Source organism: Bradyrhizobium sp. F1.13.3 (assembly GCF_040548265.1).
Lineage (GTDB): Bacteria > Pseudomonadota > Alphaproteobacteria > Rhizobiales > Xanthobacteraceae > Bradyrhizobium.
The window spans coordinates 194,362-215,387 of sequence record NZ_JBEPRI010000011.1 but is presented as its reverse complement, the minus strand read 5'-3'; the positions used below and the strand labels follow the sequence as shown (position 1 = coordinate 215,387).

At 63.6% G+C, this 21,026-nt stretch carries 18 protein-coding genes; 4 read left to right on the top strand and 14 right to left on the bottom strand.

The window, feature by feature from the left end; genetic code table 11:
- Positions 1–7: 7 nt before the first annotated feature.
- The 3 genes from ABIB66_RS27595 to ABIB66_RS27585 all read right to left on the bottom strand — a co-directional run bounded on the left by ABIB66_RS27595 (position 8) and on the right by ABIB66_RS27585 (position 2,989).
- Positions 8–1,327 carry a TRAP transporter large permease gene (locus ABIB66_RS27595; RefSeq protein ID WP_275172335.1) on the bottom strand — a complete coding sequence of 440 codons (1,320 nt, stop codon included), beginning with the start codon at positions 1,325–1,327 and terminating at the stop codon, positions 8–10.
- A gap of 2 nt (positions 1,328–1,329) precedes the next feature.
- Positions 1,330–1,839: a TRAP transporter small permease gene (locus ABIB66_RS27590; protein ID WP_195800841.1), complete on the bottom strand. Its 510-nt coding sequence runs from the start codon at positions 1,837–1,839 to the stop codon at positions 1,330–1,332.
- A gap of 133 nt (positions 1,840–1,972) precedes the next feature.
- Positions 1,973–2,989, bottom strand: a complete 1,017-nt coding sequence (locus tag ABIB66_RS27585; RefSeq protein ID WP_275172369.1) for a TRAP transporter substrate-binding protein — start codon at positions 2,987–2,989, stop codon at positions 1,973–1,975.
- Positions 2,990–3,203: 214 nt separating this feature from the next.
- Here ABIB66_RS27585 and pobA point away from each other — a divergent pair, with 214 nt between their 5' ends.
- Both pobA and ABIB66_RS27575 read left to right on the top strand, forming a co-directional pair.
- Positions 3,204–4,373 (top strand): 4-hydroxybenzoate 3-monooxygenase, encoded by a 1,170-nt coding sequence (pobA, locus tag ABIB66_RS27580; protein ID WP_275172334.1) that lies wholly within the window; start codon positions 3,204–3,206, stop codon positions 4,371–4,373.
- A gap of 220 nt (positions 4,374–4,593) precedes the next feature.
- Positions 4,594–5,013, top strand: coding sequence for a PaaI family thioesterase (locus tag ABIB66_RS27575; RefSeq protein WP_275172333.1), 420 nt, complete (start codon positions 4,594–4,596; stop codon positions 5,011–5,013).
- Positions 5,014–5,098: 85 nt separating this feature from the next.
- Here ABIB66_RS27575 and ABIB66_RS27570 read toward each other — a convergent pair whose 3' ends face one another.
- Entirely contained in the window at positions 5,099–5,983 is an 885-nt protein-coding gene (locus tag ABIB66_RS27570) for a LysR family transcriptional regulator (RefSeq protein WP_354209524.1), read from the bottom strand.
- 120 nt (positions 5,984–6,103) lie between these two features.
- On the opposite strand from ABIB66_RS27570, the gene ABIB66_RS27565 reads away from it, so the two are divergent.
- Positions 6,104–6,727: a pyridoxamine 5'-phosphate oxidase family protein gene (locus ABIB66_RS27565; protein ID WP_354209523.1), complete on the top strand. Its 624-nt coding sequence runs from the start codon at positions 6,104–6,106 to the stop codon at positions 6,725–6,727.
- Positions 6,728–6,963: 236 nt separating this feature from the next.
- Here ABIB66_RS27565 and ABIB66_RS27560 read toward each other — a convergent pair whose 3' ends face one another.
- Genes ABIB66_RS27560 through ABIB66_RS27550 form a run of 3 tightly spaced genes read right to left on the bottom strand, consistent with a single transcriptional unit; the run spans position 6,964 to position 10,509 of the window.
- Complete coding sequence (locus ABIB66_RS27560; RefSeq protein ID WP_354209522.1) at positions 6,964–7,695, bottom strand: ABC transporter ATP-binding protein; 732 nt, start codon at positions 7,693–7,695, stop codon at positions 6,964–6,966.
- On the bottom strand, positions 7,692–9,461 hold the full coding sequence (locus tag ABIB66_RS27555) for a branched-chain amino acid ABC transporter ATP-binding protein/permease (protein WP_354209521.1): 1,770 nt from the start codon (positions 9,459–9,461) through the stop codon (positions 7,692–7,694). The genes ABIB66_RS27560 and ABIB66_RS27555 overlap by 4 nt, the downstream gene beginning before the upstream one ends.
- A 7-nt stretch (positions 9,462–9,468) precedes the next feature.
- Positions 9,469–10,509: a branched-chain amino acid ABC transporter permease gene (locus ABIB66_RS27550; RefSeq protein ID WP_354062929.1), complete on the bottom strand. Its 1,041-nt coding sequence runs from the start codon at positions 10,507–10,509 to the stop codon at positions 9,469–9,471.
- A 176-nt stretch (positions 10,510–10,685) separates the two neighbouring features.
- Here ABIB66_RS27550 and ABIB66_RS27545 point away from each other — a divergent pair, with 176 nt between their 5' ends.
- Entirely contained in the window at positions 10,686–11,195 is a 510-nt protein-coding gene (locus tag ABIB66_RS27545) for a MarR family winged helix-turn-helix transcriptional regulator (RefSeq protein WP_275172328.1), read from the top strand.
- A 54-nt stretch (positions 11,196–11,249) separates the two neighbouring features.
- Here the strand turns inward: ABIB66_RS27545 and ABIB66_RS27540 are convergent, their stop codons facing one another.
- From ABIB66_RS27540 to ABIB66_RS27510, 7 genes are all read right to left on the bottom strand, one after another.
- Complete coding sequence (locus ABIB66_RS27540) at positions 11,250–13,346, bottom strand: putative bifunctional diguanylate cyclase/phosphodiesterase (RefSeq protein ID WP_354209520.1); 2,097 nt, start codon at positions 13,344–13,346, stop codon at positions 11,250–11,252.
- A gap of 221 nt (positions 13,347–13,567) precedes the next feature.
- Positions 13,568–14,851 carry a glycerate kinase type-2 family protein gene (locus ABIB66_RS27535; RefSeq protein WP_354209519.1) on the bottom strand — a complete coding sequence of 428 codons (1,284 nt, stop codon included), beginning with the start codon at positions 14,849–14,851 and terminating at the stop codon, positions 13,568–13,570.
- A 188-nt stretch (positions 14,852–15,039) separates the two neighbouring features.
- Positions 15,040–16,269, bottom strand: coding sequence for an ABC transporter substrate-binding protein (locus tag ABIB66_RS27530; protein ID WP_354256218.1), 1,230 nt, complete (start codon positions 16,267–16,269; stop codon positions 15,040–15,042).
- 238 nt (positions 16,270–16,507) lie between these two features.
- Positions 16,508–17,734: an ABC transporter substrate-binding protein gene (locus ABIB66_RS27525; protein ID WP_354209518.1), complete on the bottom strand. Its 1,227-nt coding sequence runs from the start codon at positions 17,732–17,734 to the stop codon at positions 16,508–16,510.
- A 120-nt stretch (positions 17,735–17,854) separates the two neighbouring features.
- Positions 17,855–19,090 carry an ABC transporter substrate-binding protein gene (locus ABIB66_RS27520; protein WP_354209517.1) on the bottom strand — a complete coding sequence of 412 codons (1,236 nt, stop codon included), beginning with the start codon at positions 19,088–19,090 and terminating at the stop codon, positions 17,855–17,857.
- 31 nt (positions 19,091–19,121) lie between these two features.
- Entirely contained in the window at positions 19,122–20,141 is a 1,020-nt protein-coding gene (locus ABIB66_RS27515) for a branched-chain amino acid ABC transporter permease (protein ID WP_354256215.1), read from the bottom strand.
- A gap of 2 nt (positions 20,142–20,143) precedes the next feature.
- On the bottom strand, positions 20,144–21,022 hold the full coding sequence (locus tag ABIB66_RS27510) for a branched-chain amino acid ABC transporter permease (protein ID WP_007599708.1): 879 nt from the start codon (positions 21,020–21,022) through the stop codon (positions 20,144–20,146).
- Positions 21,023–21,026: the final 4 nt, after the last annotated feature.

Genomic DNA, 21,026 nt, shown 5'->3' with positions numbered 1-21,026 from the left:
TTGCCTCTCAATGCGCCATCATCCGCGTCGGCAGCCAAGTCGCCAGCAACGGGAAGGCGATCAGGATCACCAGGCGCACGAGGTCTGTCGCCACGAACGGAATCACGCCCTTGAAAATTGTGGAGAAGGAGACGTCCTTCACCACGCTCTTGATGACAAAGACGTTCATGCCGACCGGCGGATGGATCAGTCCGAGCTCGACCGTCATGACGATGATGACGCCGAACCAGATCGGGTCGAAACCGAGATGCATGATCACGGGGAAAATGATCGGCACGGTGAGGATGATCATCGCCATGGCGTCCATCAGGCAGCCGAGCACGAGATACATCACCATGATCAGCGCCAGCACGCCGTAGGGGCCGAGACCGAGGCCGGTGAGGAATTCCGTCACCTTCTGCGGGGTCTGCGTCACCGTGAGGAAATAGCCGAAGATCAGGGCGCCGATCAGCACGGTGAACACGGCGGCCGCGGTGCGCGTCGCCTGGAGCAGCGAGGCAAGTATCTTCTCGCGGTCGAGGCGGCCGGTCGCCACGCCGATGATGAAGGCGCCGGCAGCGCCGACGCCGCCGGCTTCCGTCGGCGTGAAGCGCGGCAGATAGGGCAGGCCGTAGAGGCCGCCGATCACGAACACGAACAGCAGCACCGGCGCCCAGATGTCCTTCAGGCCGGCGAAGCGCTCGCGCCACGGCGTCACCTTGCCCTTGGGCAGGAAGTCGGGCCGGAAATAGCCGATCAGGAAGATCGTGATCATGTACATGGTCATCGCCAGGATGCCCGGGATGATGCCGGCGATGAACAGCTTGCCGATGTCCTGCTCGGTGATGATGCCGTAGACGGCGAGCACCGTGGAAGGCGGCAGCATCGCGCCCAGCGTGCCGCCGGCCGCGATCACGCCGGTGGCAAACGATTGCGGATAGCCGAAGCGGCGCATCTCGGGATAAGCGACTGCGGAGAAGGTCGCTGCGGTCGCGACCGAGGAGCCGCAGATCGCGGCAAAGCCGCCGCAGGCACCGACGGTGGCGATGCCGAGTCCGCCGCGCAAATGGCCCACAAAGCCGTTGGCGGCGCGGAACAGCTCGCGGCTCATGCCGGAATTGCTGACGAAGGAGCCCATCAGCAAAAACATCGGAATGACGCCGAAGGTGTAGTCGGTCACCGTGCGCATCGAGGTCTGGCCGACCAGCTTCAGCGCCGGCGTGGCGCCGACGAGATAGGAGAAGCCGGAGACGCCGACGAGGCCCATGGCCATGCCGACGGGCACGCGCAGCAGCATCAGGGCGAACAGGGAAACAAAGCCGATAACGGCGACGGCATCGGTGCTCATGATTACTCCGTCGCCTTCAGCTTGGGGTCGTGCATCTCTTCGGGATGGAAGATCAACCGGTAGGTGCGGATCGCGATCAGCAGCACGGCGGAGACGTCGCCGATCCATGCGATCGCGAAGAAAGGCCAGGTCGGCATGTGCATGTCGAAGGTCTGGACGTTGTCGTTGTAAGTGCCGCGGACCTTGTCGAACAGCGTCCAGGTCTGGACGGTCACGACGAACAGCAGCACCAGAGTCGCGAACACGTCGATCCAGCGCTGGTAGCGCGGCCCGACATTGCCCCAGACCAGGTCGACCGTGATGTGGGTGCCACGATAGGAGGTTGCGGCGATACCCCAGAAGATAAGGATGCCGAGCAGCATGCGGCCGATGTCGAAGCTATCCGGAATCGCATAGTTCAGCGTGTTGCGCAGCAGCACCGACAGGAAGATGTCGAGCGCGACGATGCCGACGAAAGCCGCGGCAATCCATTCGATCGAATCGATAATGCGATCCATCCAGGCGCGCTTCATGGGAGCTTCCTAAGAGATGCCATCCTCGGGCGGGAGAGGGAGAGTACGCGCAATGCGTTCCTCGCGTCTCGACCCGCTTGCAGAACAACGGCGGCGAGATGCATCCCGCCGCCGCATGTGTTTCGACGAAGAGCTACTCCGCCAGCGCGTTGTACTTCTTCAGCGAGGCCTTCAGCTCGCTAAGCGCCGCGTCCGGATCCGCGCCGGTCTTCTTCGCGCCGTCACTCCAGGTCTTCACCAGCGGCTCGGCGGCCTTCTTCCAGGCGGCGGTCTGCTCAGGCGTCAGCTTGTAGACCTCGTGGCTGGTCTCCGCCTTGACCTTGTCGATGCCGGCATCCTCGAACTTGCCCCAGTGCTCGCCGACGACGCCTGCCATCTCGACCGTGCAATTCTTGTCGATCGCGGCCTTCTGCTTGTCGGACATCGCATTGTACTTGTCCTTGTTCATCACGAACACGAACGTCGTGGTGTAGAGCGGCGCCTCCATGTCGTACTTGGTCACCTTGTCGATGCCGAACAGCACCAGCGATCCCCAGGGGAAGGTGACGCCGTCGGCGACGCCGCGCTCGATGATGTCGCGCACTTCGGGCGCGGAGGACTGCACATTGGTGCCGCCGAGCGAGGTGACGAAATTCGCCATGGTGGCGTGAGCGGGGCGGATCTTCAGGCCCTTCACGTCCTCCGGCATCACGATCTTCTTGGTCTTGGAATGGAAGGAGGAGGGCGAGTGGACGAAGGCGAGGCAGTATTTGACGTCCTTCATCTCCTTCTCGGCGTATTTGCGATACCAGGCGTCCAGCCCCATCGAGCCGCCCTTGGCATCCGAGATCAGGAACGGCAGCTCGCCGGCGCCGATGATCGGGAAGCGGCCGGGCTGGTAGCCGGGATTGACATAGGTGACGTCGGCGATGCCGTCGCGCGCCATGTCGTAATGATCGAACGCCTTGCCCATCTGCTGGGCCGGAAACACCTTGCCCTTGATGGTGCCGCCGGAATCCTTCTCGACCGCGGCGGCCCAGTCCTCGAGCGATTTCTGCAGCGGATGCGAGGCCGGCACCCAGTGGGAGATCTTCAAATCGAAGGTCTTGTCCTGCGCGAACGCAGGGCTCACGCTTGCTGCCAGCAGCAACGCCAGACAGGCTTTCCTCATCACGCGTCTCTCCCTCTTTTGACGGCGGGCTTCGATGGCCCGGTCTCGTTAATTAACATGTTATCTAATTGGCCGGCGCGTTCAAGCCGGAACTGGCGCGACGTGCCGCCGCGCACTCCCTTTTGCCCAACCGTTATATGATATAATTATCGTGCGCGGACGGCTGCGACAAGCGAGCCGCGACGAAAGCCTACAGGATCGGGAGGAGCAAGTATTGCGGACAAAAGTCGCAATCATCGGGGCAGGGCCGGCTGGATTGTTGCTTGGGCAACTGCTGCACCGTTACGGCATCGACAATGTCATTCTGGAGCGGCAGAGCCCCGATTATGTGCTCGGCCGCATCCGTGCCGGGCTGCTGGAGGAGGGAACCGTTGCGCTGCTCGACCAGATCGGCGCCGGCGCGCGGGCGCATGCCGAAGGGCTGGTGCATGAAGGGATCGAGCTCGCCTTCTCGGGGCGCCGGCACCGCATCGACATGAAGGCTGCGACCGGCAAGACGGTCATGATCTACGGCCAGACCGAGGTCACGCTGGATCTGATGAATGCGCGCAACGCCGCCGGCCTCACCTCGGTCTACGAGGCCAGGGACGTGCAGCCGCATGATTTCGACGGCAGTCACCCGCGCGTAACCTACGTGAAGGATGGCGTCACCCACACCATCGATTGCGATTTCATCGCCGGCTGCGACGGCTTTCACGGCATCAGCCGCGCCAGCGTTCCGGCTTCGGCGATCGAGGAGTTCGAGCGCATCTACCCGTTCGGCTGGCTCGGCATCCTCTCGGATACGCCGCCGGTCAGCCATGAGCTGATCTATTCCAACCACGCCCGCGGCTTTGCGCTCTGCACCATGCGTTCGACCAAACGCAGCCGGTACTATGTGCAGTGCGCGCTGGACGACCATGTCGACCAATGGCCGGACGACCGTTTCTGGGACGAGCTCAGGCGCCGGCTCGACCAGGACGCCGCCGACAGCCTGATCACGGGCCCCTCGATCGAGAAGAGCATTGCGCCCTTGCGCAGCTTCGTCGCCGAGCCGATGCGCTTCGGCAAAATGTTCCTGTGCGGCGACGCCGCCCATATCGTGCCGCCGACCGGCGCCAAGGGGCTGAACCTGGCGGCCAGCGACGCGCATTATCTGTCGAGCGCATTCCGCGAGTTCTACGACGAAAAATCCAGCGCCGGCATCGACGCCTATTCGGCGAAGGCATTGGCGCGGGTCTGGAAAGCCGTGCGCTTCTCCTGGTGGATGACCTCGATGCTGCACAAATTCCCCGACACCGGCACGATCGGCGCGCGCATCCAGCTCGCCGAACTCGACTACGTCACGCAGTCGCAGGCAGCGATGACATCGCTGTCGGAGAACTATGTGGGGCTGCCGTTTTAGGGCGCGGCCCGTACCGCATACCCCCGTCATTGCGAGCGTAGCGAAGCAATCCAGAATCCCTCCGCAGTGGGAGACTGGATTGCTTCGTCGCTACGCTCCTCGCAATGACAGGGGGGAGACCATTTCAAACACCCGCGCAAATTCCGTTTAAAATTTTGTAGGTGATGCAACCGTCACGTCCCTCGCGTTCAATGGCGGCAGCCACCAACGCGAGACAGACATGACCAGCACCGACATTCCCGCCGGCTTCGAGCCGCATTTTCGCAAGGCCCCACTCACCGACCCCTGGGAGCCGCTTTACTCCAGGAAGACCGACAACGGCGTCACCGTGGGATTGCGGCTGGCAAAGCCGCACACCAATGCACGCGGGCTGATCCATGGCGGCCTGATCGCCGCGTTGGCCGATGCCGCCATGGGTTACAGCTGCGCGCAGGCGACGGGCTGGGCGACCTCGTTGGTCACGATCTCGCTGTCGGTCGACTATGTCGGCGCCGGCGAGATCGGCCAATGGCTCGCGGTCGAGGGTGAGGCGATCAAGACCGGCAGCACGATCTGTTTCGCGCAGTGCCTCGCGAAGGCCGACGACGCCGTGATCGCGCGCGCCAGCGGCACCTTTCGCGTCGTGCCGAAGAAAGGATAGTTGTCATTCCGGGGCTCGCGAAGCGAGAACCCGGAATCTCGAGATTCCGGGTTCGGTCCTGCGGACCGCCCCGGAATGACAGTTGTCACCCAAACCTCCACTCCGCGGTCTCCACCACGAGATCGACGAAGGCGCGCACCTTGGCGGAGAGCAGGCGCGAGGTCGGGTAGACGATGTGAATCGGCAGCGCCGGCTGCTCGTATTTCGCCAACACGATTCTGAGCCGCCCGCGCCGCAAGCCCTCGGCGGCCTGATAGGCCAGCACCCGGGTCACGCCGCCGCCGGCCTCGGCATATTGCAGGGCGGCGTCGGCGCTGTTGCTGGCGAAGCGTGGATTCGGCGCCACCTCGATGTCGCGGCCGTCCTGCACGAAGCGCCAGCTGGCGGATGGACCGAAAGCGATGGTCTGGTGCGCGAGCAGTGCCTCCGGCGTCTTCGGCTCGCCATGGCGCTTCAGATAGCCTGGCGTCGCCACCACGATCCGCCGCATCTCGCCGACCTGGCGCGCGACGAGGGAGGAGTCGGCGAGATGGCCGATCCGCACCGCGACATCGACGGCGTCTTCCACCAGATTGACGAGGTTGTCCGACAGCCGCAATTCGCAGGCGACCTCGGGATAGCGCTTGAGGTAGGCGATCATGACAGGTCCGACATGGAGCCGGCCGAAGCCGACCGGGGCCGACACCACCAGCCGCCCGCTCGGCCGGTTGCGCTCCTCCCGTGCCGAGCCGTCGGCCTCCTCGACATCGGCCAGGATCCGACGCGCGCGCTCCAGATAGCGCGTGCCGACGTCGGTCAGGGTCACTTGTCGGGTGGTCCGCTGCAACAGCCGCGCGCCGAGATGCTCCTCCAGCGCTGCGATCAGCCGCGTCACCGCGGAGGGCGACAGCCGCAGCTTTCGTGCCGCCGGCGCGAAGCCGCGCAGGTCGGCGACGGTGACGAAAACATGCATGGCTTCAAGGCGGTCCATGGCATTATTGCATATGCCGCAATGATGAAGTGTCAAGCGGCCTGATTGTTTTAGTCGCCGGGAGGTCCATTTTAGATCGCGAAGACGCAGGGATGCGCCGGGATTTCAGGAGATGGTCCGATGACGGCAACTCACACCTATGCCAGCGACGTGGCATTCACGCCGGCGGTGAAGTCGATCCAGACCCGAAAAGGATCACGCGAAGGCTATGCCCATGCCGAGCAGCGCGGCTGGCGCACCGAGGTCGATGAAAACCTCGCGGCGTTCCTGGCCGACGCCAACAGCTTTTATCTTGCCACCGCCTCGGCCAATGGCCAGCCCTACATCCAGCATCGCGGCGGCCCGAAGGGCTTTTTGAAGGTGCTGGACAAGCAGACGCTGGCTTTCACGGACTACGCCGGCAATCGGCAATACATCACCCAGGGAAACCTGTCCGAAAATCCCAAGGCCTACATCTTCGTGATGGACTACGCCCATCGCCGCCGGGTGAAGATCTGGGGCGAGGCGCGCGTGGTCGAGGACGACGAGGCGCTGACGGCATCGCTGATGCCGAAAGGCTATCGTGCCCGGCCGGAGCAGGTGATCCTGTTCAAGATCGAAGCGTGGGACACGAACTGCCCGCAGCACATCCCGCAGAAGTTCGACGCGACGGATGTGGCAGCGGCGCTGGCGGCAAGGGATGCGAGGATTGCGGAGCTGGAGGCGGAGGTGGCGGCGATGAAGGGGGAGAAGGGGAAAAGTTGAGCTTACCTGTCAACGAAGCTGGAGCGGCTTGCACGGTGCACCCTCTCCCCTTGCGGGAGAGGGTGGCTCGTCGCGGAGCGACGAGACGGGTGAGGGGTCTCTCTCCGCAGGCGATGGTCCCACATCGTCATTCGCGGAGAGAACCCCTCATCCGGCGCTTCGCGCCACCTTCTCCCGCAAGGGGAGAAGGGAAGAAGGGAAGAAGACCGAGTGTGCGGCGCCAACAATTCCCGAACTTACAGCCCGCTCGCGCCTTCGTGCTGGAAGCCGAGATAGCTGGCGGCGACGCGCTCGTTCGCCGCGATGTCGCTGGCCTTGCCGCTGAGCACGAACTCGCCGAGCTCCATGACATAGGCCTGATCTGCGATTTTGAGCGCGGCCTGGGCGTTCTGTTCGACCAGCAGCACGGAGACGCCGGCAGCGCGCAGTTCGGTGACGATGCGGAAAATGTCGGCGACGATGATCGGGGCGAGGCCGAGGCTCGGCTCGTCCAGCATCAGGAGCTTTGGCTCACCCATCAGTGCGCGGCCCATCGCGAGCATCTGCTGCTCGCCGCCGGAGAGCGTGCCGGCGAGCTGCTTGCGCCGCTCCTTGAGCCGTGGAAACAGCGTGTAGACCCGCTCCATCGAGGCTTTCGCCTTGCTTCTCTCGATGCGGAAGGCCCCCAGCTCGAGATTGTCCTCGACATTCATGGTCACGAACAATTCGCGATGCTCGGGAACGAGGCCAAGCCCCATGGCGACGCGGTCCTCGATGTCGAGCCGCGACAGATCCTGACCTGCGAATGAAACGCGCCCCTTAAGCGGCAAGATGCCAATGATGGCGGAGAGCAGCGTGGTCTTGCCGGCGCCGTTGGCGCCGACGATGGTGACGATCTGGTTTTGGCCGACTTCGAGCGAGACTGAGCGCACGGCCTCGACCTTGCCATAGGCGACATGGGCGTCGGCGACGGACAACAGTGCGCTCATGCCGCCACTCCGAGATAGGCCTTGATCACTTCGGGATTGGTCTTGATCGTGGCCGGCGTTCCTTCCGCGATCTTGGTGCCGAAATCGAGCACCACGATGCGGTCGGCGAGGTTCATGACGAAGCCCATGTCGTGCTCGACCAGCAGGACGCTCATGCCGCCGTCGCGCAGCTCCCGCAGCAGCGTCGCGAGCTGCTGCTTTTCCATGTGGCGCAGGCCGGCCGCCGGCTCGTCGAGCAGCAGCAGCATCGGATCGACGCACAACGCACGGGCGATCTCGACGATCCGTTGCTGTCCCAGCGACAGCGAGCCTGCGAGCTGATGCATCTGCTCGCCAAGTCCGACCCGCTCGATCTGGCGGGCGGCTTCGGCGAGCAGCTTTGCCTCGTCGGCGCGGTCGAGCCGCAGCATCGAGGAGATCGGCCCCGAATGGCCGCGCAGATGGGCGCCGATCGCGACGTTCTCCAGCACGGTCATATCAGGCACCAGCTTGACGTGCTGGAAGGTGCGGGAGATGCCGAGCTTGACGATCTCCTGCGGCGGCGCCCTGTCGACCTTGTTGCCGAGCACGGAGATCGAGCCCGAGCTGGCCGACAGTACGCCGGTGATCAGGTTGAAGGTGGTGCTCTTGCCGGCGCCGTTGGGGCCGATCAACGCGACGATCTCGCGGGCCTGAACGTCGAAGGAGACGTTGTTCACCGCGACCACGCCGCCGAATTGCTTCCGCGCCTTCTCGACCTGGAGCAGGACGCTGGATTGGCCGGGTGAGCGGGTGCGCTGCTCCAGTTTCAGCGAGGTGTCCGGCTTTTTGCCACTGGTACGCTGAGGCAGGAACGACATCAGCCAGGGCCAGACGCCGCCGGGTGCGAGCTGGAGCAGCGCCACCAGCATGATGCCGAACACGATGGTTTCGACCTGGCCGGAGCCGGGCAGGATCAGCGGCAGATAGCTCTGCAGCACTTCCTTCAGGACCACGACGAGCGCCGCGCCCAGGACGCCGCCCCAGACATAGCCGGCGCCGCCGACCACGGCGATGAAGAGATATTCGATGCCGGCCTGCGCGCCGAACGGCGTCGGGTTCACCGCGCGTTGAAGATGGGCGTAGAGCCAGCCGGAGAGACCGGCGAGCACGGCGGCGTGGATGAACACCAGCATTTTCGCCCGCGGCGTGTGCACGCCGAACGCCTCGGCCGCGATATGGCCGCGCCGGAGCGCGCGGATGGCGCGGCCGGTGCGGGAGTCCAGCAGGTTCATCGTGAGCAGCGCCGAGAGGATCACGGCAACCCAGATCGCGTAGTAGATCGAGCCGGGCGAGAGCATCTTGAACGAGCCGATCGACAGCGGCGGGATCGCCGAGATGCCGTCGTTTCTTCCCAAAAATTCCAGCTTGCTGAAGAGATAGAACAAGCCGAGCCCCCAGGCGAGCGTGCCGAGCGGCAGATAGTGGCCGGACAGACGGACCGTGACGAGGCCGAGCAGCACCGCCAACAATCCGCTGACCACCAGCGACAACGGCAGTGTCAGCCAGGGCGACATGCCGTAGGCCGTCGACAGCACCGCGGTGGTGTAGGCGCCGAAACCGACGAAGGCCGCTTGTCCAAACGAGGTCAGGCCGCCGACGCCGGTCAGCAGCACGAGGCCCATCGCGACGAGGGCCGCGAGGCCGATATTGTCGAGCAGCACGATCCAGAACGGGGGCATGCCCGGAACAAACGGGATCGCCGCCATGATCAGCGCGAAGATGAGGATGGGGAGCCGGCTCTGCATCTTGGCGTCAGTCCTTTTCTTCCTCGACCGCAGGCGCCGCGAGCGAGCGCAACAGCAGCACGGGAATCAAGAGCATGAAAACGATCACCTCCTTGTAGTTGGAGGCATAGAAGGACGAGAACGCCTCGACGATGCCGACGACCAGCGCCGCGACCGCCGTGAGGGGATAGCTGACAAGCCCGCCAATGATGGCAGCGACAAAGCCCTTCAGGCCGATCAGGAAGCCCGAGTCGTAATAGAGCGTCGTGATCGGCACGATCATGATGCCCGACAGCGCACCGATGACGGACGCCAGCAGGAAGGCGATCTGCCCGGACAGCGTCGTGCGGATCCCGACGAGCCGGGCACCCAGCCGGTTCACGGCGGTCGCGCGTAGCGCCTTGCCGTAGAGCGTGAGCCCGAAGAACAGCCACAGCCCGACGATGAAGGCGATGGTGATGCCATAGACCGTAATGCTCTGGCCAGTGAAGCGCAGCGCGCCGGCGGTGAAAGATCCCGACAGCACGGCAGGTCCGCGCTGGCCCTCGGCGCCGAAGAACAAAAGGCCTAGTCCCTGAAGCGCGAGATGGACGCCCACCGACGCGATCAGCAGCACCAGCACCGAGGTGTGCGCCAGCGGCTGGAATGCGATGCGGTAGAGAAACAGGCCGATCATCGCCACGATCACCAGCGACAGCGCGATGCAGACCGCAACCGGCGGCTTCTGAGCGGCAAAATAGACGGTCAGCGCCAGCACGATGGCCGGCAGTACGATATTGGTGACGGTGCTGCGCAGGATCAGGCGCCCGTGCAGCGCCTTGCGCGCCGCGAACAAGTCGAAGGCGAAGGCGCCGATGCCCAGGGCGAGCGCGAGTTTTGCCGTGCCCGGCATCTGGCCCGCGGCCAGCGAGGCATAGGTCAGCGCGCCATAGGTGACGAATTCGCCTTGCGGAATGAGGATGACGCGGGTGACGGCGAACACCAGCACCAGCGCCAGGCCGAGCAGCGCATAGATCGCGCCATTGGTGATGCCGTCCTGCAGCAGGAACAGCATGATGGTGGTATTCAAGACCGGACGCCCCCCCTCAAAGATTCAGGACCGGTCCCCTGATTGTGGTGGACGGTCCGCTCACAGCCATTGAACAGCGCTGACGATATTTGATATGGTCCATAACAATTATCAAATATAACATCAAGTGTGGCGAACGATCCTCCCGAACTTAACGGGATTGCGAGCATGAGGCGATGACCGTTTCCAAAACCGCTGAAAAATCCGCCGACACAGCCAAGGGCCGCAAGGACGCGGCCGAAGGGCCCGGCGAAGCCCTCCAGCTCGGCGAGCTCTCGGAGCAGCTCGGCTATGTCCTGAAGCGGGCACAGCTCAAGGTGTTCGAGAATTTCCTGCGCTGCATGGCCTCGCTCCAGCTCACGCCGGCGCAGTTCTCCGTGCTGCTGCTGGTCGAGAAAAACCCGGGCCGTAACCAGACCGAGATCGCCTCCACCCTCGGCATCCTGCGCCCGAACTTCGTGGCCATGCTCGACAATCTCGAGAGCCGCGATCTTTGCGCGCGGATCCGCTCCACCAACGACCGCCGCTCGCACATCCTGGTGCTGACCGATAAGGGCAAGGCCGTGCTGGCCCGTGCCAAGAAGCTCGTCGCCACCAAGCACGAGGCCCGGCTGAACGAGCTGCTCGGGCCGTCCAACCGCGAAGCCCTGCTCGGAATGCTCTCGAAGATCGCCAACGAGTTTTGACGGATTCGTTGCGCCGGCGACGGAGCATCGAACCCGCGGGCGGGCTGGCGGCGGTTAGGCTGCAGCGAACCGGTCGGGCATGGCAGGTGCGTCCGCGGACAGGAAGCGGCGCTCGATTTCCACGGCGGGCAAGGGAGGGCTGAACAGATAGCCCTGCATTTCGGTGCAGCCCTCCGCTGCGATCCGGTCCCTTTGCTCCTCGGTCTCCACGCCCTCCGCCGTCGTCGTCATGCCCATTCCGCGCGCCAGCGCCGCCACCGCTCGCACGATGCTGAGGGATGCCGCATTGTTTTCCACGCCGCTGACGAAAGACCGATCGATCTTGATCTTGTCGAAGGGAAAGCATTGCAGATAGGTCAGTGACGAATAGCCGGTGCCGAAATCGTCCATGGCGACCTTGATGCCCAGTGCGCGGAGCTGGTGCAGCGTCGTCAGCGTCCCATGCCTGTCCTGCAGCAGAACGCTTTCCGTGATCTCGATCTCCAGCCGCCGCGGATCGAGGGCGGAGGCCGCCAGCGCGCCGACGATCACCTCCGTCAGGCCCGGCTGACGGAATTGCACCGCCGAGATATTGACGGCGACGTGCAGATGGTCCGGCCACCGGCTTGCAGTGGCACAGGCCTGCCGGATCACCCATTCGCCGATCGGCACGATCAGGCCGATCTCTTCCGCAAGCGGGATAAAGCTGTTCGGCGCGACCAGTCCGCGCCGTGGATGTCGCCAACGGATCAAGGCTTCGAAGCCGCTGATCTCGCCGCCGTCGGTCTTCACGACCGGCTGGTAGTGCAGCTCGAACTCGCCGGCGGCAAGGCCGTTGCGCAGGTCCTGCTCCAGCGCGCGACGGCTTTGCGCCTCTTCGCCCATGGCCGGTTCGAAGAAGCAGTGCATGCCGCGGCCGCCGCTTTTTGCGCGATACAGGGCCAGATCGGCATTGTGCAGGAGTTGTTCGGGCGTCGAGCCGTCGCCGGGCGCAATGGCGATCCCGATGCTCGCGCCCGCAATGGTCTGGTGTCCGTCGAGCCCGAACGGAGCACTCAGCGTGCTGACAACATCACGCGCCAGCGCGTCCGCTTCGCTCGAATTGGAAATCGGGGTCTGGAGGATCACGAATTCATCGCCACCCATGCGCGCGATCGTATCGCTGTCGCGCGCGAGCTGCTTGAGGCGGCGGCTGGCATCCTGCAGCAGGATGTCGCCGGCCTGATGGCCCAGGGTGTCGTTGACGGCCTTGAACTTGTCGAGATCGATGTGGTGGATCGCGAACATCCCACTCTGTTCGAGCGCCTGCTTGAGGCGCTGACCGAGCAGGGCGCGATTGGCGAGGTCCGTCAGCGCGTCGTGGTGCGCCATATGCGCGATCTTCAATTCCGCCTTGCGCTGCTCGGTGATGTCTTCGTGGGTCGCGACCCATCCGAGATCGGGCATCGGTCGATGCCTGATCTTGAAGGTTCGCCCGTTCCGCATCTCGACGACGCTGTCCATGGCCTCGGCTGATGTGGCGACATCGGTCCGCCATCTAGCATATTCCTCCCGCGTCATGGCCGGCACGCTGCCGGCTTCGAAGCGCATGTCGAGGATCTCCTGGAGCGGCGTGCCCGGACGAACGCGGTCGGGCGGCAGGCCGTACATTTCGATATAGTGCGTGTTGCAGACCAGCAGCCGATGGTCGGCGCTGAAGAAGCAAAGTCCCTGCGACATGTTGTTGATCGCAATGTCGAACTGAAAATTGCGTTCCTGTAGCCGCGCACTGAGCTCTTCGCGCTCTGTAATGTCCTCGTGCGTCGCCATGCCGCCGCCGTCGGGCAGGGGATGGATGGTGTAGGCGATGATTCGTCCGTCGGCGAACTGCTGGACCGTCTGCTCGCTGACGACCGAACCCTCCGTGCGGGCGCGGACATAGGCGCCGGCTTCTCCGCGGATGTTCAGGCCCAGTTCGAGCCGATGCTGGATCAGGTCCTTGATCGGCGTACCCGGGTGCACCTGCTCGGGCGAGAGCGCGTACATTTCGCGGTAACGCGGATTGCAGAAAATGACCCTGCGGTCGCTCCCAAAGAGGATGATGCCGAGCCACAGATTATTGGCGGCGCACTTGAGCAGCTCGCCGAGCACGAGCGGATCAATGCTTGCGACCTCCTGATCACTCTGCGCCATGCGCGTTGCCCCCGGGACGACGCGATTAGAGCAGGCGGTGGTGAATGAGCCCAATGATTCGCCCGATTTCAGGGCGCATTCCTGAAACTGCAGCGAACGCGAGGTTAAAAGCGGCAATGGCGGCCCCTGGAAAAGAGGACGCCGACGAGAACTCAGAGATCATTAACCATGCTGTCCCGCCGAACCGCGCGCTGAGCCGGCGGGATAGCGATGCCGCTGGGTCAGTCGATCAGGATTACCCTGATGTCGTTCACGTTGGTCAGCGTGGGACCCGGCAGCAACAGGTCGCCCGTCGCCTCGAAGAACGTCGTCGCGTCGTTGTTGTCGAGATAGGTCTGCGCATGCAGCCGCTGCGCCGTCATCTTCGCGAACGTCGCCGCGTCGATCAGCGCGCCGGCGGGGTCGGTGGGATTTCCGGCACCGCCATCGGCGCCGTCGGTGTCGCCGGCGAGCGCGGAGATGTCAGGCGTGTCCTTCAAGAGGCCCGCGAGCGCCAGCGCGTATTCCTGGTTCGGGCCGCCGCGGCCATTGCCGCGCACGGTGACCGTGAGCTCGCCGCCGGAGAGGATCGCGACGCGCTTGCCCTGCGCGCGGGCCTGAAGCGCCAGCTTGGCGTGATCGGCGGCAACGTCGCGGGCCTCGCCTTCGAGGTCGGCGCCGAGATCGATTGTCTCGTAACCGGCTTCATGCGCGAGTTTCACCGCAGCGTCGAGCGATTGCTTCGGACGCGCGATCAATTCGAAATGCGCGCGCGCGAACGCGGCGTCGCCGGGCTTGCAGCTCTCGTTGGCGGGGTCGTCCAGCGCGCGGCGGACGGCATCGTCGATGTCGAGCTTGTATTTGGCGACGATGGCGCGCGCATCATTGAGCGTGGTCGGATCGGGCACGGTCGGACCGGAGGCGATCGCGGAGGGGTCGTCATGCGGCACGTCGGAGATCGCAAGCGTCACGATCTCGGCGGCATTTCTGCCTGCGCGCGCCAGCCGGCCGCCCTTGATCCGCGACAGGTGCTTGCGCACGACATTCATCTCGCCGATAGGCGCGCCGGAGCGGAGCAGCGCCTTGTTGACCGCCTGCTTCTGCGCGAAGCTGATGCCGTTGACGGGCGCGATCCAGTTCGCCGAGCCGCCGCCGGTCAGCAGCACCAGAAGCAAATCGTCGGGCCCGGCCTCGGCCGCGAGCGCGAGCGTATCGGCCGCGCCCTTCAGGCCGGCTTCGTCAGGCAAGGGATGACCGGCCTCGACCACGCGGATGCGGCGGGTCGGTACGCCGTAGCCGTGGCGCGTGGTGGCGATGCCGACGAGGCGTTCCGGTGCGAGCCCGAGCGTGTCGAGATAATGCCGCTCGGCGGCGGCGGCCATCGCGGCCGCGCCCTTGCCGGCGGCGAGGCAGATCACGCGTCCCCTCGGTGCGGGCCGCAGGTGTGGCGCCAGAATCGTGCTCGGATGAGCGGCGGCAACGGCGGCGTCGTAGAGCGCGCGGAGCAGGGGGCGTCGGTCGGTCATGACGAAAGGCCTTGGCGGACAGGAAAGACTGGCGGCAAACGCGCCGCTCACCTGCCTACCGCATCATGCGCCAAAGCGTAAGCCGGCTTCGCCATCATTCGATTGTGCAATCGCGTGATCATAATCGGCACAGCAAAGCCCCTGCGATCATCTCGCAGGGGGCTCTCGTCGTCGTATGGTCGAGCCGGCTAGCCGCCCACGTCGGCGCTGATCACGTCGCCGAACAGTTCCCACTTCTCGCCCTTGAACTTCTCGAGCTGGAGCTGGCTGATCGGCGCGAAATCGGTCGGGGAGGTGTTGATCTTCACGCCCGGCAGCAGCGCCTCGGTGCGGAAGTCCTTCAGACTCGCCGCCTGCTTCATGATGTTCGCGCGCGTGAGATCGTCGCCGCACTGCTTCAAGACCTGAACGAGCGTCTGGGCCACGGCATAGCCGACGATGGTGCCCTTATCGAGCTTGTCGCCCTCGGGGAAGTATTTGGTCATGAACGCCAAGAAGTCCTTCATGCCGGGATCGCTGGTCCAAGCGGGATCCGATACGTCCTTGAGATAATCGGCCGAGATGATGTCCTGGCCGTTCTCGAAGCCGGCGGGCTTCATCACGCTGCCGACGGAGGCCGAGACGTTGTTGAGGAAGTGCAGCGGCTTCCAGCCGATCTCGGCGTTCTTCTTGATCGCCTGCGCGGCGAATTTCGGCGTCGTGATGTTCATGAAGACGTCGGCGCCGGTCGACTTCAGCTTGACGATGTGATTGTCGATGGTCGGCTCGGATGTCTCGTAGCTCTCCTCCATGACGATCATTGACGCGGCCTTGGCGCCGAGGCCGTCCTTCAGGCCCTTCAGATAGTCCTTGCCGTAATCGTCGTTCTGGTAAAGCACGGCGATCTTGGCGTCCGGCTTGTTCTTCAAGAGCCACTTCGCATAGATCTGCGTCTCGCTCTGGTAGTTGGGCTGCCAGCCCATGGTCCACGGGAAGTTTTGCGGATCGTTCCACTTGGTGGCGCCGGTGGCGACGAAGAGCTGCGGCACCTTCTTCGAGTTCATGTATTTGTGGATCGCCGAGTTCGGCGGCGTGCCGAGCGAGTTGAAGATGAACAGCACCTCGTCGCTCTCGACCAGCTTGCGCGCCTGCTCCACCGTCTTCGGCGGCGAGTAGGCGTCGTCGTAGCTGATGTAGTTGATCTTGCGGCCGTTGATGCCGCCTTCGTCGTTGATCTTCTTGAAATAGGCGGCTTCCGTCCGCCCGATGATGCCGTAGGCGGAGGCCGGGCCGCTGTAGGGCATGATGTTGCCGATCCTGATCTCGGTATCGGTCGCGCCGGTATCGTATTTCTTCTGGGCCGATGCAGTGGAGGCCGAGGCCGCAATGAGCGCGAGCGCAAGTGACGCGGCCGCAAGTTTGCCGGTGACAGCGGGCATTCCTATCTCCCTATTTTCTTGGTGTGTGTGCGTCCCTTTTCTTGTGTTGCTCGTTTTTGGTGACGCAGCCGCAATTCAATACGATTTACCTGATGCCTACAACAGAAAGCCCCTGCGGCGGGGTCGCAGGAGCTGCTTCTTTAGTAGTCAGGGCGCCCGCGCGCTGGTGTGCGACTGCGAGAAGGTGCATCCGTCTGAGTTGATCAACCGATCAGGAGCGAGTTTGAGTTGCGCGGCTTCAGTGGCCGAGCTCGCTCGAGATGATGTCCCCGAACAGCTCCCATTTCCGGCCCTTGAACCTCATCATCTGGAGCTGCTCGATCGGGGCGAAATTATCGGCTGCGGTGTTGATCTTGATGCCGGGCAACAGGGTGTCGGGTTCGAAATCCTTCAGGCTGGCGGCCTGCTTCATGACGTTGTCGCGGGTGAGGTCGTCGCCGCACATTTGCAGCACCTTCACCATGGTCTGCGCGGCGGCATAGCCGAACACTACGCCGGCATCGAGCTTGTTAGCCTTGGGATCGTATTTGGCGAGGAAGTTGTAGAACTTCTTCATGCCGTCGTCGGCATTCCATTGCGGGTCGGAGCCGTCCTTGGTGTAGCTCGCCGACAGGACGCCTTGCGAGACCTCGAGCCCGGCCGGCTCGAGCACGCCGCCGACCGAGGCCGAGACGTTGGAGATGATGTGGACCGGATGCCAGCCGATCTCGGCCGCCTTCTTGATCGCTTGCGCTGCAAATTTCGGTGTGGTGATGCTGACGAAGATGTCGGCGCCGGAGGCCTTCAATTTCACGACGTGCTCGTCGATTGCCGGCTCCGAAGTGTCGTAACCGTCTTCCAGCACGATCATCGAGGCCTTAGGGCCTAGGCCTTCCTTCAGCCCCTTGAGATAGTCCTTGCCGAAATCGTCGTTCTGGTAGAGCACGCCGATCTTGCCGTCCGGCTTCTCCTTCATGATGTACTTGGCGTAGATGCGCGCCTCGCTCGCGTAGCTCGGCTGCCAGCCCATGGTCCAGGGATATTGCTTCGGATCGTTCCACTTCGAAGCGCCGCTCGCCACGAACAATTGCGGAACCTTCTTCTCGTTCATGTATTTGCGGATCGCGCCGTTGGTGGAGGTGCCGAGCGAGCCGAAGATCAGCAGCACCCCGTCGCTCTCGACCAGCTTGCGGGCCTGCTCCACCGTCTTCGGCGGCGAATAGCCGTCATCGTAGGAGATGAACTTGATCTTGCGGCCGCCGATGCCGCCCTCGGCATTGATCTTGTTGAAATAGGCTTCCTCGGCCTTGCCGATCGCCGCATAGGCGGACGCCGGGCCGCTATAGGGCATGATGTTGCCGATCTTGATCTCGGTATCGGAAGCGCCGGCGTCGTATTTCTTCTGGGCCAGTGCCGGGCCGCTCATCGCAGTGCACAACGCGAATGCAGCCAGAACGGCCGCAACCTGAAATCGAACGGCAGTCATCTTTCTCCACCCGGAACGGATCGTCGCCGCATTGAACAAGATTGATGCAAGACGTCAACAAAAAGCCCCCGCGATGACTCGCGGGGGCTTCTTGAAGCGTTGGACTATAGCGTCAGGGTGTCACTCGGTGGCGATGTCGCCGCTGATGATCTCGCCGAAGAGTTCCCACTTCTCGCCCTTGAAGCGCTGCATCTGAAGCTGCGCGATCGGGGCAAAGTCGGTCGGGCCGGTGTTGATCTTGACGCCGGGCAGCAGGGTGTCCGGTGCAAAATCCTTCAACGAAGCCGCCTGCTTCATGATGTTGGCCCGGGTCAGATCGTCGCCGCACATCTCCAGGACCTTGGCCAGCGTCGACGCCGCGCCGTAGCCATAGACCATGCTGGTGTCGGACTTGTCGGCACCCGGCATGTACTTGTCGACGAACTCGTTCCACTTCTTCATGCCGGGGTCGTTGGCCCACTGCGGGTCCGTGGAGTCCTTGGCATAGGCCGCCGACAGCACGCCCTGCGCAGCCTCGAAGCCGGCCGGCTTCATCACGCTGCCGACCGAGATCGACACGTTGGTGAGGATCTGCAGCGGCTTCCAGCTCAGCTCGGCGGTCTTCTTGATGGTTTGGGCCGCGAATTTCGGCGTCGTGTAGATCAGCAGGACGTCGGGATTGGCGGCCTTGATCTTGACGATGTGACCATCGATCGACGGCTCCGACACCTCGTAGCTCTCTTCCATGACGATCATGGACGCGCCCTTGGCGCCCAGGCCGTCCTTGGTGCCCTTGAGGTAGTCTTTGCCGAAATCGTCGTTCTGATAGAGGATCGCGATCTTGGCGTCCGGCTTCTCCTTCAAGAGCCATTTCGCGTAGATCTGCGCTTCGCTCTGGTAGGAGGGCTGCCAGCCCATGGTCCAGGGGAAGTTCTTCGGGTCGTTCCACTTGGTGGCGCCGGTGGCGACGAACAGCTGCGGGATCTTCTTGGCGTTCAAATACTTCTGGATCGCGCTGTTCGAGGGCGTGCCGAGCGGGTTGAACACGACGATTACTTCGTCGCTCTCGACCAGCTTGCGGACCTGCTCCACGGCCTTCGGCGGCGAATAGCCGTCATCATAGGTGACGAAGTTGATCTTGCGGCCGTTGATGCCGCCCTTGTCGTTGATCATCTTGAAATAGGCTTCTTCGGTCTTGCCGATGATGCCATAGGCGGACGCCGGACCGCTGTACGGCATGATGTTGCCGATCTTGATCTCGGTATCGGACGCGCCAGTGTCATATTTTTTCTGGGCGAATGCGGCGCCTGAGGTGAGAGTGATGACCGCCGTTGCCGTGACCAGCGCAGCGGTTCGCAGTGTTCTTTCAAAAAGCAATTCGGGTCTCCTTGGCTTAATTAACGGACTTTCAGTTCTTCCTGAGCCGGCCGACGAGTTGCTGGCCCATGATCGCGATCTGCCTGGCGCCGTGCGGCACGAGGTAGATGACGGCGAACAGGAGTACGCCGAACACCGCGCCGGAGAGGCCCTTGGAGATGCCCTCCGCCATGTTCGGCACGAAGATGATGAAGGCTGCGCCGACGAACGAGCCTGGCAGCCAGCCGACGCCACCGACGACCATGCCGAGGAACAACGAGATCGCCAGCGTGATCGTATAGCTGTCGGGCGCGACGAACTGCACGGCGATGGCGCCAAGCGAGCCGGCAACGCCGGTGATGCCAGCGGACACGCCGAAGGCCAGCGTCTTGTACAGTGCGACGTTGACGCCCATCGAGGAGGCCGCGATCTCGTTGTCGCGGATCGCCATGAAGGCACGGCCCGACCGGGAGCGCAGCAGGTTTACCGAGAAGATGTAGATCGCGAGCACGACGGCGAGCGAGAAGTAGTAGAGCCACGTGTCCTGTGACATCGGCAGCCCGAACGGCGCGTCGGGCTTGGTGACGACGAGGCCCTGCACGCCGCCCGTCCAGTGCTCGAGGAAGTTCAGCTTCAGCAGCTGCGGCATCGCGGTGGCAAGGGCAAAGGTCGCGAGCGCGAGATAGACGCCCGACAGCCGCAGCGCCGGCTTGCCGAACAGGTAGCCGAATCCGAAGCAGACCACCGCGGAAATCGGAATTGTCAGCGCATAGTTGACGTTGAAGTACTCCATCAGCACCGCCGACGTATAAGCACCCACGGCGTAGAAGGCGCTCTGGCCTAGCGAGAACTGGCCGGAGCTGCCCGTCAGGATGTTCAAGGCCAGCACCGCGAGCCCGTAGATCAGGAGCATCGTCATCTGGAAGATGATGAAGTTCTTGACGAACATCGGCACGATCAACAGCACCGCCAGCACCAACAGGGAAGTGCCCGTGCCCAGCGTCATCGCCCGCTTCGGAACGGCCTCGACCGCTTGATGACCTTCTGCAACGACTTCTTCTGCAGCGCTCATGATCAAACTCGCTTGACGATTTGCCGGCCGAACAGGCCAGCGGGTTTGACGACCAGGACGGAAATGATCAGCGCGAGCGCGATCGGAAGCTTCAGCTCGTTGCCGACGCCGGGAATGTAGGTGCCGGCGAGGTTTTCGAAGACACCGACCAGGAAGCCGCCGACCACGGCGCCGAACGGGCTGGTCAGTCCGCCGAGCACCGCCGCGGCGAAGCCGTAGATCAGCACGCCGCCCATCATATTGGGCTCGAGGAACACGACCGGTGCGATCAGCATGCCGGCGATCGCACCGATCGCGGATGCCATGCCCCAGCCCAGCGCGATCATCCAGCTCGTGTTGATGCCGACCAGCCGGGCCGATTCAGGCACGGAGGCGGCCGCGCGCATGGCGAGGCCGATCTTGGTGTACTGGAAGAAGAAGTAGAGGCCGAGCAGCAGCAGCACGGTGACGCCGATCATGCCGGCCTGGTGGGTCGAGATCAGCTGGCTGCCGAGGAACGGTGAGGAGCCGAACGGGGTCGGATACTGCTTGATGGTGAAGTCCCAGATCAGGCCGGCCGAGGAGTTGATGATCGCGAACAGCGCGATGAAGCCGGCGACATTGGTCAGCACCGGCGCCTTGGCGAGCGGCTTGAACAGGATGCGCTCGATCGCGATGCCGCCGACGAAGGACAACGCCAGCGTGATCACGAAGGCGGCCCAATAGGGGATGCCCCATTGCATCAGCTGCCAGGAGATGAAGGTCGAGAACATCGCCATCTCGCCCTGCGCGAAGTTGAGATGATCGATCGCCTGGTAAATCATGACCACGGCGAGCGCCATGCAGGCGTAGATCGCGCCCGTGGCGATGCCGGCCAGCACTTGGTTGGTGAACAGCTCCATCGTG